Here is a 17,332-nt window from a genome sequence, read left to right on the forward strand (position 1 = left end):
CGTCGTCTGGATACGCTCTCGACCATGTTGACCGCGACTCTGTACGGCCTCGGCACGGCCGTACCCCTGCTGATCGGTGCCGTCATCGGCCTGCGCTACGACCTGCCGCGGCCGGTTCTCGCGGCACTCATGGCGTTCGGTGCGGGAACGATGGTGGCCGCCGTGTCCACCGAATTGTTCCAGCCCGCGTTCGAGACCGAGGGGATCTGGACGGCAGGCGCGGCCCTGTTCACGGGAGCACTCGTCTACGTGGTCGCAGACCGGCTCATCGAGAAAAAGCTCGGTGCCGGCGCCCTCGGCTGGGCGTTGATGCTCGGCGCGCTGCTCGACGGCATCCCCGAGAACACCGCCCTCGGGGTGACGATCAGCAGCGCAGGCGGGGTGGTGCTGCTCGTCGCCGTCGCAGTCGGAAACGTGCCCGAGGCGGTCGCGGGCGCGGCGTCCATGCGGTCACAGCCGCACTTCAGCAGCGGCCGCGCCCTGTCGGTGTGGGTGGCCACCGCCGTTCTGCTGGTGCTGGTGGTGATCGGCGCCGACGCCGTGTCCGACACCATTTCCGGGGGCACCATCGCGACCATCCAGGCGTTCGCCGGTGGTGCGACCATCGCCGTGCTCGCGGACTCGCTGATGCCCGAGGCGTACCGGGAAGGAGGGTGGTGGGTCGGGTTGTCCACCGCGCTCGGGTTCCTCGTCGCGTTCGGACTCGGCGCCTAGCCTGTTTCAGGCGGGCAGTGTTGCGACCGGGTAGCCGTGTGCGGCAGCGACTTCGGTGGACAGCAGCTTGCCGTCGTGGGTGGACAGTCCCTCGGAGAGGCCGGGGACGGTCGCGGCGGCGTCCTGCCAGCCCTTGTCGGCGAGCGCGACGACGTACGGCAGGGTCGCGTTGGTGAGGGCGTAGGTGGAGGTGCGGGGGACGGCGCCGGGCATGTTGGCGACGCAGTAGAACACTGAGTCGTGGACCTGGTACGTGGGTTCGGCGTGAGTGGTGGGCCGCGAGTCCTTGAAGCAGCCGCCCTGGTCGATCGCGATGTCGACGAGCACCGAACCGGGCTTCATCCGCGAGACCACGTTGTTGGAGACGAGGGTGGGGGCCTTCGCGCCGGGCACGAGGACCGCGCCGATGACCAGGTCGGCGTCGAGGACGGCCTGCTCGAGTTCGAGGGTGTTGGAGACGATGGTCTTGACCTGGCCGTGGTACTGGGCGTCGATCTCGCGGAGGCGGGCGATGGACAGGTCGAGGACGGTGACGTCGGCGTGCATGCCGTGTGCGATGGCGATGGCGTTCTTGCCGGAGACGCCGGCGCCGATGACGACGACCTTGGCGGGGCGCACCCCGGGGACACCGCCCATCAGAACGCCGCGGCCGCCGCCCTGGCGCATCAGGTGGTAGGCGCCGGCCTGCGGAGCGAGGCGTCCGGCGACCTCGCTCATCGGGGCGAGCAGCGGCAGGGAGCCGTCGGCGCCGGTGACGGTTTCGTAGGCGATGGAGGTGGTCTTCGACGCCAGCAGGGCGTCGGTGCACTCCTTGGATGCGGCGAGGTGCAGGTAGGTGAACAGCACCTGGTCCTGGCGCAGGCGGGGGTATTCCTCGGCGATGGGTTCCTTGACCTTCAGCAAAAGGTCGGCGCTCTCCCAGACCTGGTCGGCGGCCTGGAGGATCTGGGCGCCTGCGGCTTTGAAGTCCGCGTCGGCGAAGGACGAGCCGACGCCGGCCCCGGTTTCGATGATCACCTCGTGGCCGCGGCCGACAAGTTCGTGGACACCGGCGGGGGTGATGGCCACGCGGTATTCGTGGTTCTTGATTTCACGGGGGATGCCGATCTTCATGAGAACTCCGTGCTGTTGGAAATTCGATTGGTAGGTGCCAATAGTGAAGAAAGCGATCATTCATGCCAACAGTTCTGAAGATAATTCTCAACATCGGGGTTCCGGCTCGCGACTATTCGGATGTCGGCACCCTGAGCCGGTTCTCGTCGAACGATGTTCGGCCAGTGGCTTCGCCCCGTGAGTACTTATTAACCGCCCTACGTTAATAAGTACTCACGGGCGGCGGAGCTGCAGGATCAGCATGGCCGTGTGCAGCGACGTCCGGGACTCGGCGTCGTCGAGGTCGACACCGAGCAGGCGCTCGATCGTGGCCAGCTTCGCGTAGAGCGTGGGGCGCGAGAGGTGGAGCCGCTTCGCGAGTTCCGTCTTGTTGCCGCCGAGTTCGAGGAAGCTCCGCAGGACGTCGACGCTGTCGCCGCCGTGCCGCGCCCGATGCTCCAGCAGGCCGCGTAGTTCGGTTTCGGCGAACGCCTGCACCCGCGGATCGGTCCGGATCAGGGCGAGGAGCCCGCGCAACCGGATGTCGGCTGCCCGGTGAAAGGCCTTGCCGTCCGGTGGCAACGACAGCGCGACGTCGGCGATGTGCGCGGATTCCGTGAGGCCGCCCGCGGCGTCGAGCAGCCGGGTCGATTCGGGGCCGACGCCGATCGTGCAGTGCAGGACGCCGTCGAGCCGGGTGAGTGCGGCGCGGATCGCCCGACACAGTTCGGTGAGCGCGCCGGGTGCGGACGCCGGCGGATGGGACAGGAGCAGGTCGATCTGCCCGGACCGGGTGTTCGCGGTCAGCGCCGTCTGCCGCGACGTCCGGACCGCGTGACGCACGGCGTCGAGCATGGCGACGCGGCGTCGTTGCGCGAGAACCTGGTCGGCGCTTGCGGTTTCGCTTACCCGGACCGTCATCGGTAGGTAGGTCAGTGCAGGCCGGAGACCGAGTGCGTGGGCGCGTGCGGTCGCCTCCGCCTCGTCCTGGATGCGTCCGCGGCGGAGTTCGTCGATGAGCCCGCTCTGGGCCTGCTGCTCGAGCGCGGTCCGGTCCTGTTCGACCATGCGATGCAGTGCGAGCGCCTGGGCCGCGCGTTCGAGGGTCATCCGCGCGCGACCTTCTGCGGCGACGGGGCGGGGGGCGACGAGTCGTCCCCATTCCTGCCGATGTGCGCCGACGGGCGTCGTCGTCCACGACTCGGGACCGTCGACCGCGGTCTGATGCGACACGGGCGTGAGCCGCGACCGGCGTTCCCACTCGGCGAGGAGGTCCGCCGTCGCGATGCCCTGTGCCGCGAATGCCAGCACCTGCCGGTTGAGATCTTCGAGCACGATCGGGGCACCGAGCATGCCGGCGGCGGCGTCGACGATCTCGCCGAGCGACGCCCGCTTCATGCTGAGGTCGGTGAAGACCTCGTGGGCGTGCCGTGCGAACGCGACCTCCTCGTACTGTTCCGCGACGATCGACCGGTGCACTTCCTCGGTGACCTCGACAAACTTGATCTGACGGTGCAGTGCGATCACGGGGAACGACAGTCTGTCGGCCGCGCGTGCCACACCTTCCGGGACCGTGTCGACGTGGACGCCCAGTTCCACGACGAGTCCCGCTGCGCCCGCCGCGGCCAGTCCTTCCAGGTATTCCACGCTCGACGAGTCGTCCGCGAGGGGGTGCCCGGTGGTGAGCACGAGTTCGCCGCCCTGGAGGAGGTTCGACAGGTCGGGTAGATCGCTGACGTGCACCCACCGCACCGGCCGGTCGAGTGGTCCGCCGCCGATCACCTCCGGCGTTCCGGCCTGGACGACCGGGAGCGCCAGGATGTCGACGATCGTGGGCAGCATTTACGCAGTGTAAATCAGAAGGCGGATTGCTATACAGATCGTCGGGGTCTGGGGGCTGGTTCACCGACCAGAGTGGAGGCATCACGCGATCCGTGCGGATCGCCCCGGTATCCGCTCTCTCGGTAAGGACACCCATTTCATGACACACAGCGACGGCGCCGCGCAGACCCGAACGATCTCGCACTCCGGCGAAGGCCGGATCATCTCGCACTGGTTCGACAACAAGAGCTTCGCGGGCACCAGCGGGAACACCGCCCCGGTCACGAACCCCGCGACCGGTGCCGTCACCGGTGAGGTCGCGTTGGCCAGTGTCGAGGACGCCCGCGCGGTCATCGACTCGGCCGCCGCCGCGTTCCCCGGGTGGCGCGACACCTCTCTCGCAAAGCGGACGCAGATCATCTTCAAGTTCCGGGAACTGCTCAACGAGCGCAAGGGTGAACTCGCCGAGATCATCACCTCCGAGCACGGCAAGGTCGTCTCCGACGCGTTGGGTGAGGTGTCCCGCGGCCAGGAGGTCGTCGAATTCGCCTGTGGCATTGCGCACCTGCTCAAGGGCGGCATGACCGAGAACGCGTCGACGAACGTGGACGTGCATTCGATCCGCCAGCCCGTCGGCCCGGTCGCGATCATCTCCCCGTTCAACTTCCCCGCGATGGTCCCGATGTGGTTCTTCCCCGTCGCGATCGCCGCCGGCAACACGGTGGTGTTGAAGCCGTCGGAGAAGGACCCGACCGCGGCGATCTGGATGGCCGAACTGTGGGCCGAAGCCGGACTCCCCGCCGGCGTCTTCAACGTCCTCCAAGGCGACAAGACCTCCGTCGACGAACTCCTCACCAACCCGGCCGTCAAGGCCATCTCCTTCGTCGGCTCCACCCCCATCGCCCAGTACGTCTACGCCACCGGCACCGCCCACGGCAAACGCGTCCAAGCCCTCGGTGGCGCGAAGAACCACGCCATCGTCCTCCCGGACGCCGACCTGGATCTCGCCGCCGACGCCATGGTCAACGCCGGTTTCGGATCCGCCGGTGAGCGGTGCATGGCCATCTCCGCGCTGGTTGCGGTCGGGGACATCGCCGACGAACTCGTCGCCAAAATCACCGAACGCACCGACACGTTGAAGATCGGCGACGGCACCAAAGACTCCGACATGGGCCCGCTGGTGACCAAGGTGCACCGCGACAAGGTCGCCTCCTACATCGACGCCGGCGAGGCCGCCGGGGCCACATCGTCGTCGACGGGCGCACCGTGCAGGCCGACGGCGGCGCCGACGGGTTCTGGCTCGGACCGACCCTGATCGACCACGTCACCAGCGACATGTCCGTGTACACCGACGAGATCTTCGGACCCGTGTTGTCGGTCATCCGCGTCGAGAGTTACGACGAGGCCCTGGAACTCATCAACTCCGGCCCGTTCGGCAACGGCACCGCGATCTTCACCAACGACGGCGGCGCGGCACGGCGGTTCCAGAACGAGGTCGAGGTCGGGATGGTCGGCATCAACGTCCCGATTCCGGTCCCGACCGCGTACTACTCCTTCGGGGGCTGGAAGAACTCCCTGTTCGGCGACACCCACGCCCACGGCGTCGAAGGCGTCCATTTCTTCACCCGCGGCAAGGTCGTCACCAGCCGTTGGCTCGACCCGAGTCACGGCGGCATCAACCTCGGCTTCCCCCAGAACAACTGAGCAGGAAAGGACCCACGGTCATGACGACGACAGTCTCCCAGGAACTCCTGCCCACCGGTCAGCCCCTCGACGCGGCCCGTGCCGAGGGCGAGCGCGCCTACGCGCTCGACCGCGCGCACGTGTTCCACTCGTGGTCCGCGCAGGAGCAGATCACACCGATGACGATCCTCGCGTCCGAGGGCTCGTACGTGTGGGACGGCGCCGGGAACCGCATGCTGGACTTCTCGTCCCAGCTGGTCAACACGAACATCGGGCACCAGCACCCCAAAGTCGTTGCTGCCATTCAGGACCAGGCCGCGAAGCTGTGCACCATCGCACCGCAGTACGCGAACGACGCCCGCTCCGAGGCCGCGCGGCTGATCGCCGAACGGACCCCGGGCGATCTGAACAAGGTGTTCTTCACCAACGGTGGCGCCGACGCCAACGAGCACGCCGTGCGGATGGCCCGCCTGCACACCGGCCGGTACAAGGTGCTCTCCCGCTACCGCTCGTACCACGGTGGCACGGACACCGCGATCAACCTCACCGGAGATCCGCGCCGGTGGCCCAACGACTACGGCAATAGTGGAGTCGTCCACTTCCACGGACCGTTCCTGTACCGCTCGCAGTTCCACTCGGAGAACGACCAGCAGGAAACCGAGCGCGCGCTCGAGCACCTCGATCAGTTGATCCGTCTCGAGGGGCCGAACTCGATCGCGGCGATCGTGCTCGAATCGGTTCCCGGGACCGCGGGGATCATGGTGCCCCCACCCGGCTACATGGCCGGCGTCCGCGAGATCTGTGACCGCTACGGCATCGTGTTCATCGCCGACGAGGTGATGTCGGGGTTCGGCCGGACCGGAAAGTGGTTCGCGATTGACCATTTCGGCGTCGTACCCGACCTGATCACGTTCGCGAAGGGCGTCAACTCCGGCTACGTTCCGCTCGGCGGTGTCGCGATCAGCGAGAAGATCGCGGCGACGTTCGCGAACCGGCCGTATCCGGGCGGACTCACCTACTCGGGACATCCGCTGGCCACCGCCGCCGCGGTCGCGACGATCACTGCGATGGAGGACGAGCGGATCGTCGAGAACGCGGCCCGGATCGGCAGCGAGCTCCTCGGTCCCGGACTGCGTGGCCTCGCCGACCGGCACCCGTCGATCGGTGAAGTCCGCGGGCTCGGCGTGTTCTGGGCGATCGAACTCGTCGCCGACCGTGCCACGAAGGAAGCGCTCGCCCCGTACGGCGCGTCCAGTCCGGCGATGAACGAGGTGATCGCGGCGTGCAAGGCAAGTGGACTGCTGCCCTTCGCCAACTTCAATCGCCTTCACGCGGTGCCGCCGTGCACCGTCACCGAGGCCGAGGTCCGTGAGGGTCTTGCGATCCTCGACTCGGTTCTCGCGATCGCGGACGCACACCGCAACTCCTGACACACCCCGTCCGACGACACACCCGTGTCCCGACACTCGATCCGTCCCGCGGTCAATGGCGCCCGCGGGGCGGATCTTTCTCATTTCCACGACAACCACTCGGCGCCCGGATCTCAACGGAGAGAATCTATGAGCTCGATTTCGTCCACGCTCGCCCCGTCCCTGCCGGAAGACTATGTCGAAGAACGGGATCGACCGCTCGTTCCCGACGTCGCCATCCTCGACCGATTGACCGCCGACGCCTTCGACCTGCACGTCGACGCCGCCGGAACCGGTGAGAATCCGCAGTTCCGGGTCACGCTCTACAGCGGCGGTTCGACCGTGTCGCTCGAGCGGGTGCTCCGCCTCCTCGGGAGTCTCGACCTCGAGGTCGACGACCAGCGGACGTCCGTATTCCGCCGGGCCGACGGACTGGTGTGCCGGCTCTACGACTTCCGGGTGTCCGCCGGACCGCTCGTCGCGTCCGCGATGGCCGCGGGATCCGTCGAACCCGAGGCCGTCGTCGAGACGTTCCGGGCGATGTGGTCGGGCCGGGCGGAGGCGGATCGGTTCAACGTGCTGGTACTCGCCGCCGGTCTGGACTGGCGGGAGGTCGTGCTCGTGCGCGCCTACGCACGCTTCCTGCGGCAGAGCGCTCTGCCCTACGACCAGGGCCGGATCGAGGCGGTGCTGCTGTCGCGTCCCGAGTTCGCGTCTGCGCTCGTGTGTCTGTTCCACGCGCACTTCGATCCGCGCGGGCATTCCACCGACGACGTCGAAACCCGCCGAGCCACGGTCGAATCACTGCTCGAGGAGGTCGAGGGCCTCGACGCCGACCGGATCCTGCGTGCGTACGTGAATCTCGTCTCGGCGACGACCCGCACCAACTTCTATCGAGACGGAGCGCTCGGTCCGGCGCGGCCCCAGCTGTCGCTGAAATTCCGCTCCGGCGAGATCGACGAACTTCCGCGGCCGCGGCCGTTCTACGAGGTCTTCGTGTATTCACCGGACATGGAGGGTGTGCACCTGCGATACGGACCCGTCTCGCGCGGTGGCCTCCGTTGGTCCGACCGACCCGACGACTACCGCACCGAGATCCTCGGACTCGTCAAGGCGCAGGGGGTGAAGAACGCCGTGATCGTACCCGCGGGCGCCAAGGGCGGTTTCGTCGTGCGCAATCCGTCGTCCACCGGCCTGGACTGCTACCGGCAGTTCATCTCCGGCTTGCTCGACGTCACCGACAACCGTTCGGACACAGCTGAATCGGTGCACCCGGACGGCGTCGTCTGCCGCGACGGCGACGACCCCTACCTGGTGGTGGCGGCGGACAAGGGCACGGCCACGTTCTCCGACGCCGCCAACGAGGTGGCCCGGCAATACGACTTCTGGCTCGGGGACGCGTTCGCGTCCGGCGGTTCGGTCGGCTACGACCACAAGAAGATGGGCATCACCGCGAAGGGTGCCTGGGTGAGCGTCACCTGGCATCTGGCCGAACTCGGAATCGACGTCGACGGTGACCTGTTCACGGTGGCGGGGATCGGCGACATGAGTGGCGACGTGTTCGGCAACGCCATGCTGGCGACGTCGGGCATCGGGCTGGTCGCCGCGTTCGACCACCGGCACATCTTCGTCGATCCCACTCCCGGCCGCGAGCAGGCCTTCCAGGAACGCCGCCGGCTGTTCGAGCTGCCGAGGTCGTCGTGGGCCGACTACGACCGGACCCTCATCAGTGCGGGCGGGGGTGTGTGGTCGCGGGAGAGCAAGTCGATTCCGGTGAGCAGCCAGATGCGGGCGGCGCTCGGACTGGCGCCGTCGGTGACGACGTTGACGCCGCCGGAGATGATCCGCGCCATCCTTGCCGCCCCGGTGGATCTGCTGTTCAACGGCGGCGTCGGGACGTATGTCAAGGCCTCGTCGGAGTCACACACGGACGCGGGAGACAAGGCGAACGACTACGTCCGGATCGACGCCGGCCGGCTGCGTGCACGGGCCGTCGCCGAGGGCGGCAACTTGGGCCTGACCGCGCTCGCCCGCATCGAATTCGCCCGCACGGGTGGATGTGTCAACACGGACGCACTGGACAACTCGGCCGGCGTGGACTGCTCGGACCACGAGGTGAACATCAAGATCCTGCTCGACTCGCTGCCGGTCGACCGGCGGCTCGACCAGGCCCGGCGCTCGGACCTGCTCGGGACGCTCACCGACGACGTGTCGGAACTCGTCCTCGCGAACAATCGCGCACAGAACAGGGTTCTCGGCGACGCCCGGTCGAACGCCCACCGGATGGTGGACGTGCACGCACGGATGGTGGGCGACCTGGTCGACAAGCGCGGCCTGGACTGCGAACTGGAGGCGCTGCCGACCGCCGACGGCTTCACCGAACTGTCGGAGGCGGGGCTCGGGCTGACCTCACCGGAACTGGCGACCCTCCTCGCGCACGCCAAGCTGGATCTGAAAGCGGAACTGGAGGATTCGGACGTCTTCTCCGACGGGTACTTCTCCGGACGGCTTTGCGCATACTTCCCGGCTGCACTGCGCTCCGTCCTCCCCGTCGACGCGCACCCCCTCCGTCAGGAGATCCTCGCCACCGAGATCGTGAACGACATCTTCGCCCGCGGCGGGCTCACCTATGCGCATCGGTTGCGCGAAGAGACCGGGGTCGGGCCCGCGGATGTGGTGCGCGCGTTCGTCATCACGTCGGAAGTGTTCGGGCTCGCGGAACTCTGGTCCGACATCGCCGCGGCGAAACTGCCGCCGGCGACGGAGTACGAACTGGTCGTCGAGGCCCGCAGGTTGCTCGACCGGGCGTCGCGGTGGTTCCTCGCCAACCGACGTCAGCCGCTGTCGGTGGACGCCGAGATCGACGAGTTCCGGCGCGCCGTCCACACGCATTCCGGTGACGTCGGCGGATGGTTGCGCGGAGCCGAGGCGCTGGCGATGGAGGAATCGCGCCGCGTCTACCACGAGGCGGGCGTGGAGACGTTCATTGCCCGGCGCATCGCCGACGGCCTCTACCGGTTCAGTCTGCTCGACATCGTGGACGTCGCACGAGAAGTGGGACGCGACGTTGCCGAGGTGGCGTCGCTTTACTTCGCCCTCTCCGATCACCTCGGCGTGGATCGCTGGCTGATCAAGGTGTCGGCCCTTCCGCGCGGCGAACGGTGGCACACGCTCGCCCGGGTGGCGCTGCGGGACGATCTGTACCGTTCCGTCCGGCTCCTGACCCGGGACGTGTTGTCCTCGGGTGAGCCCGGTGATTCGGCGGACTCCCGGATTCTGCTGTGGGAGAAGACGAACAGCGCCCGGATCGAGCGAGCTCGACGGACGCTGGGGGAGATCGACACCGCGTCCACCCATGACCTCGCATCGCTGTCGGTCGCGGCGCGCCACGTGCGGTCCATGGCCTGATGCGCTTCGCGCCTGTGAGTACTTGTTAACCGCGGGCGGTTAACAAGTACTCACAGGTGGAGCTATACGGTGCGTGCCGGATCGGCGGTGGGGGCGTCGTCCTCGTCGTCGGGCACGAAATCGGCTTCGACGGCGGACGCCGGCTCCTTCCAGACCCACGGCTGACCGTCCTGCACGACGCGCCGGTAGGCGTACAGCACGATCGACAGGGACAGGACGAAGACCCCGACGATCAGTTCCTTCGTGCTGCCGTAGCCGGTGATGGAGGCGCTGAGAGCGCCGACGACGACCATGATCGTGTCGACGACCACGAGGATGCCGGCGATGTACACCCACTGCTTGCCGAGCTTGATGGGGCGATGGGCGTCCGGTTCGTCGCGGCGCAGGTTGAGGAAGCCGGTGAGCGACAGGATGTGGCAGATGAGGTAGCCGACGATGCCGGCGACGATGACGGCGAGGGCCTCGCCGACGAACAGGATCAGGACGACGTTGACGAGCAGATCCAGCGACATCGCGCGCCCCGGAACCTTGAAGCGGTTGAGCTCACCGAGTTGCTTGACGGTGAGCCCCTCCCGGGCGCTGCCGTGGAGCACGCGTCCGCCGTCGGCGGTGGTCATGACCATCAGGAGAACGAGGCCGGCGATGAGGCAGATCGCCATCACGATGTCGCCGCCGGGGAACAGGCTCTCGAACACGGTCAGGTAGAAGGAGACGGGGTTCTCGGCGACGTCCGCCTGATCGACGAGTCCGCCGACGCCGAACGGGACGAGGATGTAGACGGCGATGACGAAGAAACCGGCCAGTCGCAACGCAATTCGGCTGTCGCGGATGGTGTCGCGGAACTCCGGCACGAACGAGGCGACCGCCTCGATGCCGTAGACCGACCAGGCGAGAACGAACATCCAGGCGATCGCGGTGCGCCATCCCGCTTCGCCGCTGGCGGCGATGTCCCAGTGCAGGTTGCTCATCGACCAGCTGTCGGACAGGAGCGGAGCGGCCGCGAAGACGACGATGGGGACGAGGACGAGGGCGCCGGTCGCGTACATCAGCCACATCGCGGGACGCATCCCGAGGACGTTCAGTCCCCAGCCCATGAACAGCACGCCCAGCGCGATGACGTGGGGTAGTCCGATGGTGGCCAGGCCCGTGGAGAACGTCCACGTCTGTTCCGGGAACCACTCGGCCTGGACCAGTTTCCCGATTTGCAGGCCGTAGATGGCCAGCGAACTGGACCACGAGAACCAGTAGCCGTAGGTCGCGAGCGGACCGACGAGGGTCGAGCGGGTCCGCCAGCCCTGATGGGCGTACATGGAAATGCCGCCGACCTTGTCGACGAACATGCTGGCCATCTCGGAGTAGATGAAATTCTGCAGGCACGCCAGGACGGCGACGGCGCCGAGGAGGACGAGCGTCGTCCAGGCACCGATCAGGCCGATTGCGTAGCCCATGCCGACGAACAGTGCGGCCGGGATGGAGAGGCTGATGGTGAAGCCGTCCCACCACCGCAGGTTCTTCTCATAGGTGTGGTCGTCGGCGAAGGAATCGTGCAAGCTCACGGGATTCTCCAGTTCTGGGCCTTGTCGGCGCAGTGTGTGTATTCAGAATGCGGCCCTCGGCGACTCGAGTCGAGTGGGGTGGAGGCCGACAGGCCGGCGCAAGTATGTGATTCAAGACACTAACACCGCGCAATGCGTCGCACAAGATGAAATTGCCCTCGCAATGCGTCTTCAATCACGCTTAACATCCACGAAATGCAGCTATTCTTGCCCGCAACGCCACTGATCTCGTCGTTCTGGATAGAGTCGGTCCATGTCTCAGCACACTCTGGACGAACTGGACCGCGCGATCCTGCGGCAACTCGAGGACGACGGACGGCGAGCGTTCCGGGAAATCGCCCGCAACCTGGGCTCGTCCGAGGCGACGGTACGGGCCCGCGTGAAGCGTCTGCAGGACCTGAACATCCTGCGCATCGTCGCGTTCGCTGATCCCGAACGGCTCGGCGACTCCCAACTGGCTCTCGTGTTCCTGACCGTCGACCCAGCCAGGCACCAGGCCGTCGTGGACACGCTGACCGAGATGCCCGAGATCACGTACGTCTCGACACTGCTGGGGCGGAGCGACATCTGCGTCGAGGTCGGCACCGCCAACAACGCGGAACTGTGGGCCTTCCTGAATCAGTACGTCAGCACCATCGAGGGCGTGCGCACCACGGAGACCATCTCGATCCTGAAGGTGCACAAGCTGCGGTACGGCACGCCCTCGAAGGAGTAGTCCTACTGCGCCGCGCCGAACACCGTGCGGTGCCACGCTTTCCGCGACACTCCGGTGATGTCGCTCATGACGTGCTTGACGGTCAGGTACTCCTCGAACGAGTACGTGGACATGTCCTTGCCGAAGCCGGACGCGCCGACCCCGCCGTGCGGCATCTCGCTGATGATCGGGTTGTGATCGTTGATCCACACGCATCCCGCGTCGATCTCCCGTGATGCGCGCTGCGCGCGGTACAGGTTCGTCGTCCATGCCGACGCGGCGAGACCGTAGTCGGTGTCGTTGGCGCGGCGGATCGCGTCGTCGTCGCCCGAATGACGGCTCACGGTGAGCACCGGTCCGAACACCTCGTCGCGGTAGATCTCCGCATCCTCGGTGACATCGGCGATCAGGGTCGGGAGGTAGAACGCTCCGGGCAGGTCGGGGGCGGATCCGCCGGTCACGATCCGGAAACCGGCGGCGCGGGCGCGCTGCACCATGCCGTCGACCCGGTCGCGGTGCGCGAGTGTGATCAGCGATCCGAGGTCGGTGTCCGGGTCGTAGGGATCGCCCACCACGACCCGTTCCATCAGTGCGGCCACCCCGGCGACGAACTCGTCGTACAGCGAGTCCGCCACGATCGCGCGGGTCGCCGCGGTGCAGTCCTGGCCGCCGTTGATCAGCGACGCCGCCACCGCGCCGTGCACGGCCGCCTCGAGATCGGCGTCGTCGAACACGACGAACGGGGCCTTGCCGCCCAGTTCCAGCTGCACGCGGGTGCCGTTCGTCGATGCCTGCGCCATCACCGTGCGGCCCACGGCGGTCGACCCGGTGAAGGTCAGCACGTCGATTCCGCGGTGTCCGGCGAGCGCAGCGCCCACCTCGGCGCCGGTACCCGTCACCACGTTGAACACGCCGTCGGGCAGCCCGGATTCGGTGGCCAGCCGGGCGAGACGCAGCGTGGTGAGCGGAGTGAGCTCGCTCGGTTTGAGCACGACCGTGCATCCGGCGGCCAGCGCCGGGATCACCTTCCACACCGCCATCTGCAGCGGATAGTTCCACGGCGTGATCGACCCGACGACGCCGACGGCTTCACGCCGGATGCTCGACGTGTGGTCGGGGGAGTACTCCGCGGCGGCCTTGCCCTCGAGGTTGCGGGAGGCTCCGGCGAAGAAGTCGATGTTGTCGATGCTGCCCGGGACGTCGAACTCGCGAGCGAGCCGGATTGCCTTGCCGGTCTGCGCGACTTCTTCGCGGGCGAACAGTTCCGCGTCGCGCTCGAGTGCGCGGGCAAGGGTGGTGAGAACTGCTGCGCGCTCGGCCGGGGCGGCACCCGACCAGCCGGGGAAGGCGGCACGCGCCGACCGGACAGCGGCGTCGACGTCCCGGGCGGTCGCGAGGGTCAGTGCCGTGATGGGGGCGACCGTCGCCGGATCGACTATGCGGTGAACGGCGCCGGAGCCCTCGGCCGGGGATCCGGAGATCCAGCAGCCGGGCACGGTGGCCGGCAGGTCGAGCGAGGTGGACGGCGGAAAAGGGACCGACACGGTCATGAGATCACTCCAAGGCGGGGGCGAGAAAAAGATTCACCCACAGTAGAAGAGCGCACTCGTGTTGGCTACCTGTCGCCACGAATTAAGTCATAAAAACGCAACATCTACTGCGCATTGCGTCAAAAATTATCAACTTGCTACTTGAATTCGCGGGCAGAAGGCGTCACGATTGACGCATGCCGGATCGGACCTCTGCGTTCGACGGCCTGCCGAGGCGATCGGCCCGGATTCGACCTCTGACGCTGGACCAGTCCGAATTCGACTGAACCGAAACATAATTGAGGACTACGATGACTGCGGTCACCGAAAGAACCACGACCGGACTCGAAGCGTCCGCTCGCCGCCATCTGTGGGGGCATTTCTCCCGGCACGGGGAGAACGTCACCCCGCCGATCATCACCCGCGGCGACGGCGCCCGGATCTTCGACTCCACCGGCAAGAGTTACCTCGACGGGCTGTCCGGGCTGTTCGTCGTCCAGGCCGGGCACGGCCGCCTAGAGCTCGCCGAGGCCGCCGCCAAGCAGGCCGAACAACTCGCGTTCTTCCCGCTCTGGTCCTACGCCACCGAACCGGCCATCGAACTCGCCGAACGCCTCGCCGGCTACGCCCCCGGCGATCTGAACCGGGTGTTCTTCACCACCGGCGGCGGCGAGGCCGTCGAAAGCGCCTGGAAACTGGCCAAACAGTACTTCAAGAAGGTCGGCAAACCCGGCAAACACAAGGTCATCTCCCGCTCCATCGCCTACCACGGCACCCCCCAAGGCGCGCTGGCGATCACCGGCATCCCCGCACTCAAGGCCCCGTTCGAACCCTTGACTCCCGGCGCGTTCCGGGTCCCGAACACCAACATCTACCGCGCCCCCGACCCCCTCGGTAGTGATCCGAAGGCGTTCGGGATCTGGGCCGCCGACCGGATCGCCGAGGCCATCGAATTCGAGGGCCCCGACACCGTCGCCGCCGTCTTCCTCGAACCGGTGCAAAACGCCGGCGGCTGTTTCCCGCCCCCGCCCGGCTACTTCGAACGGGTCCGGCAGATCTGTGACGAGTACGACGTGCTGCTCGTCTCGGACGAGGTGATCTGCGCGTTCGGGAGGATCGGGTCGATGTTCGCGTGCGAGGACTTCGGGTACGTCCCCGACATCATCACCTGCGCCAAGGGCCTGACGTCGGGGTACTCGCCGATCGGGGCGATGATCGCCTCCGACCGGTTGTTTGAACCGTTCGCGGACGGGACGTCGATGTTCGCGCACGGCTACACCTTCGGCGGGCACCCGGTCTCCGCGGCGGTGGCGCTGGCGAACCTGGACCTCTTCGAACGCGAGGGCCTCAACGCGCACGTCGCCGAGCAGGCCCCGGCGTTCCGGGCCACCCTCGACAAACTCACGGACCTGCCGATGGTCGGGGACGTGCGCGGCGAGGGTTTCTTCTACGGCATCGAACTGGTCAAGGACAAGACCACGAAGGAATCCTTCAGCGACGAGGAGGCCGAACGGATCCTGCACGGATTCCTCTCCACCGCCCTGTTCGACGCCGGCCTGTACTGCCGGGCCGACGACCGCGGCGACCCGGTCATCCAACTCGCACCCCCGTTGATCTGCGGGCAAACCGAATTCGACGAGATCGAAAACATCCTGCGCAGCGTCCTCACCGAAGCCTGGACCCTGCTGTAACGCAACGGGTCCCATGCACGAAGGCGGCACCTCGACAACGGCGTCGAGGTGCCGCCTTCGTGTTGCCGGTGCGCCTCACACGCGCATCGCCCCTTCTCACGAGAACGGCAGAATCATGACTTCCCACTCCTCGCTGTCCGCGAACGGCGGTGCCGGCCCGGACGGCGCCGATCGCGGCGAGGGCATGCATCCCCTGAACCGCGGATTGGGCGTCGGCGCCATCGTCTTCATGGTGGTGGCCGCCGCCGCACCGCTCGCCGTCGTCGCCGCCCAGGTACCCATCGTCATCGCGTTCGGGGGCAGCATCGGTGCGCCGCTGTTCTTCCTGATCGCCGCCGTCATCCTCACCCTGTTCGCGGTCGGGTACACGCTGATGAGCAGGCACGTCCGCAACGCTGGGGCGTTCTACTCGTACGTGCAGGCCGGGCTCGGACGGATCAACGGGCTCGGTGCCGCGTTGCTGGCGCTCGTGTCGTACTCGATGCTCCTCATCGCCGTCTACTCCTATCAGGGGGTGGCGGCGAGCAACGCCACCGCGCAGTACCTGCATGTCGACGTCCCCTGGTGGGTGTTCTCGTTCGCCGCCTTCGCGATCGTCTCCGTGCTCGGGTACCGCGACATCGAGCTGAGTTCCAACGTTCTCGGAGTGCTCCTGGTCGCGGAGGTACTCATCGTCGTCGTGCTCGACGTCGCCATCCTGGTCAAGGGCGGCGCAGCAGGTCTGACAGGCGCCCCTCTGCTGCCGGCCACGGTGTTCGACGGCTCGCCCGGGCTGGGTCTGATGTTCGCGTTCTTCGCCTTCTTCGGGTTCGAGGCCACAGCCGTGTTCCGGAACGAGGCGCGCGACCCCGACCGCACCGTTCCGCGCGCAACGTACGTCGCGGTCGTGTCGATCGGGGCGTTCTACGCGCTGTCCGCGTGGGCGGTGGTCGTCGGAGCCGGTGTGACCGATGCGGTGGACACGGCGTCGGACGGTCCCGTGAACATGGTGTTCGACCTCGCCACCCGGTACGCCGGGCCGGTCGTGCACGACATCATGCAGCTTCTCGTGGTGACCAGCGTCTTCGCGTGCGTCCTGTCGTTCCACAACGTCATCACGCGATACCAGTTCACGCTCGGCGCGATGGGAGTGCTGCCGTCGGCGCTCGGCCGGGTCAGCCCGAAGTACGGGGCGCCATCGCGCTCGTCGATCGCCCTGACCGCGATCTCCGGAGTGCTGCTCGCGGTGGTCGCGGTCAGCGGCATCGATCCGATCACTCAGGCCTACACGTGGCTGTCCGGTGCGGCGACGCTCGGGATCGTTCTGCTCATGGCGCTCACCAACCTGGCGGTCATCGTGTTCTTCCGCACGCACGATCTCGACAAACGCCGGTGGCACACGGTCGCGGCACCGTCGCTCGCGATCCTCGGTCTGCTCGCGGTGGTCGCTCTCGTCGTGACCAACTTCGAACTCCTCATCGGAGATCGGCTGGGCGCGTTGATCATCGGAGGCCTGGTGCTCGCCGCGTACGGCGCCGGTGTGGCCGTCGCCCTGCGGATGCGACGGTCCCGCCCTGCGGCCTACGCGGCGCTGCGGGACGGCGAACCGCAGGCCGGCGACTGACGCTGCGCAATGCGCAGCAAGGCCGACGCAGTTCGACGCAAAGTTTCAGTTGCTCCGGGGTTGTGTGTCGGTTTGCGCGCTGTTAATGTGGTCTGCAACACGCAAAGCGTTGAATCAATCCCCATTGGACGC

General features: G+C 67.3%; 10 protein-coding genes and 1 pseudogene. 7 read left to right on the top strand and 4 right to left on the bottom strand.

Annotation, left to right across the window (positions count from 1 at the left end; genetic code table 11):
* The first annotated feature begins 24 nt into the window (after window positions 1-24).
* A complete protein-coding gene (locus tag I1A62_RS31635) occupies window positions 25-714 on the top strand; it encodes a ZIP family metal transporter (protein WP_219456199.1) in 690 nt (229 codons plus the stop codon).
* A 6-nt stretch (window positions 715-720) separates the two neighbouring features.
* Here the strand turns inward: I1A62_RS31635 and ald are convergent, their stop codons facing one another.
* Window positions 721-1,827: an alanine dehydrogenase gene (gene ald, locus I1A62_RS31640; RefSeq protein WP_219456201.1), complete on the bottom strand. Its 1,107-nt coding sequence runs from the start codon at window positions 1,825-1,827 to the stop codon at window positions 721-723.
* A 213-nt stretch (window positions 1,828-2,040) separates the two neighbouring features.
* Window positions 2,041-3,648, bottom strand: coding sequence for a PucR family transcriptional regulator ligand-binding domain-containing protein (locus tag I1A62_RS31645; RefSeq protein WP_219456202.1), 1,608 nt, complete (start codon window positions 3,646-3,648; stop codon window positions 2,041-2,043).
* Window positions 3,649-3,787: 139 nt separating this feature from the next.
* On the opposite strand from I1A62_RS31645, the pseudogene I1A62_RS31650 reads away from it, so the two are divergent.
* From I1A62_RS31650 to I1A62_RS31660, 3 genes and pseudogenes are all read left to right on the top strand, one after another.
* Window positions 3,788-5,331 (top strand): annotated as a pseudogene (locus tag I1A62_RS31650) (CoA-acylating methylmalonate-semialdehyde dehydrogenase).
* Window positions 5,332-5,351: 20 nt separating this feature from the next.
* A complete protein-coding gene (locus I1A62_RS31655) occupies window positions 5,352-6,740 on the top strand; it encodes an aspartate aminotransferase family protein (RefSeq protein ID WP_219456204.1) in 1,389 nt (462 codons plus the stop codon).
* A gap of 129 nt (window positions 6,741-6,869) precedes the next feature.
* Complete coding sequence (locus I1A62_RS31660) at window positions 6,870-10,127, top strand: NAD-glutamate dehydrogenase domain-containing protein (RefSeq protein ID WP_219456205.1); 3,258 nt, start codon at window positions 6,870-6,872, stop codon at window positions 10,125-10,127.
* Window positions 10,128-10,189: 62 nt separating this feature from the next.
* Here the strand turns inward: I1A62_RS31660 and I1A62_RS31665 are convergent, their stop codons facing one another.
* A complete protein-coding gene (locus tag I1A62_RS31665) occupies window positions 10,190-11,683 on the bottom strand; it encodes an APC family permease (protein WP_219456207.1) in 1,494 nt (497 codons plus the stop codon).
* 253 nt (window positions 11,684-11,936) lie between these two features.
* Between I1A62_RS31665 and I1A62_RS31670 the strand changes: the two genes are divergently transcribed.
* Window positions 11,937-12,398, top strand: coding sequence for an Lrp/AsnC family transcriptional regulator (locus tag I1A62_RS31670; protein WP_219456208.1), 462 nt, complete (start codon window positions 11,937-11,939; stop codon window positions 12,396-12,398).
* 2 nt (window positions 12,399-12,400) lie between these two features.
* On the opposite strand, the gene I1A62_RS31675 is transcribed toward I1A62_RS31670, so the two are convergent.
* Complete coding sequence (locus I1A62_RS31675; protein ID WP_219456210.1) at window positions 12,401-13,927, bottom strand: gamma-aminobutyraldehyde dehydrogenase; 1,527 nt, start codon at window positions 13,925-13,927, stop codon at window positions 12,401-12,403.
* A gap of 290 nt (window positions 13,928-14,217) precedes the next feature.
* Between I1A62_RS31675 and I1A62_RS31680 the strand changes: the two genes are divergently transcribed.
* Complete coding sequence (locus tag I1A62_RS31680; protein ID WP_219456212.1) at window positions 14,218-15,597, top strand: aspartate aminotransferase family protein; 1,380 nt, start codon at window positions 14,218-14,220, stop codon at window positions 15,595-15,597.
* A gap of 115 nt (window positions 15,598-15,712) precedes the next feature.
* Window positions 15,713-17,200: an APC family permease gene (locus I1A62_RS31685; protein ID WP_219456214.1), complete on the top strand. Its 1,488-nt coding sequence runs from the start codon at window positions 15,713-15,715 to the stop codon at window positions 17,198-17,200.
* The last annotated feature ends 132 nt before the right edge of the window (window positions 17,201-17,332 follow it).

This window comes from Rhodococcus sp. USK10 (assembly GCF_019378875.1).
Lineage (GTDB): Bacteria > Actinomycetota > Actinomycetes > Mycobacteriales > Mycobacteriaceae > Rhodococcus_F > Rhodococcus_F pseudokoreensis.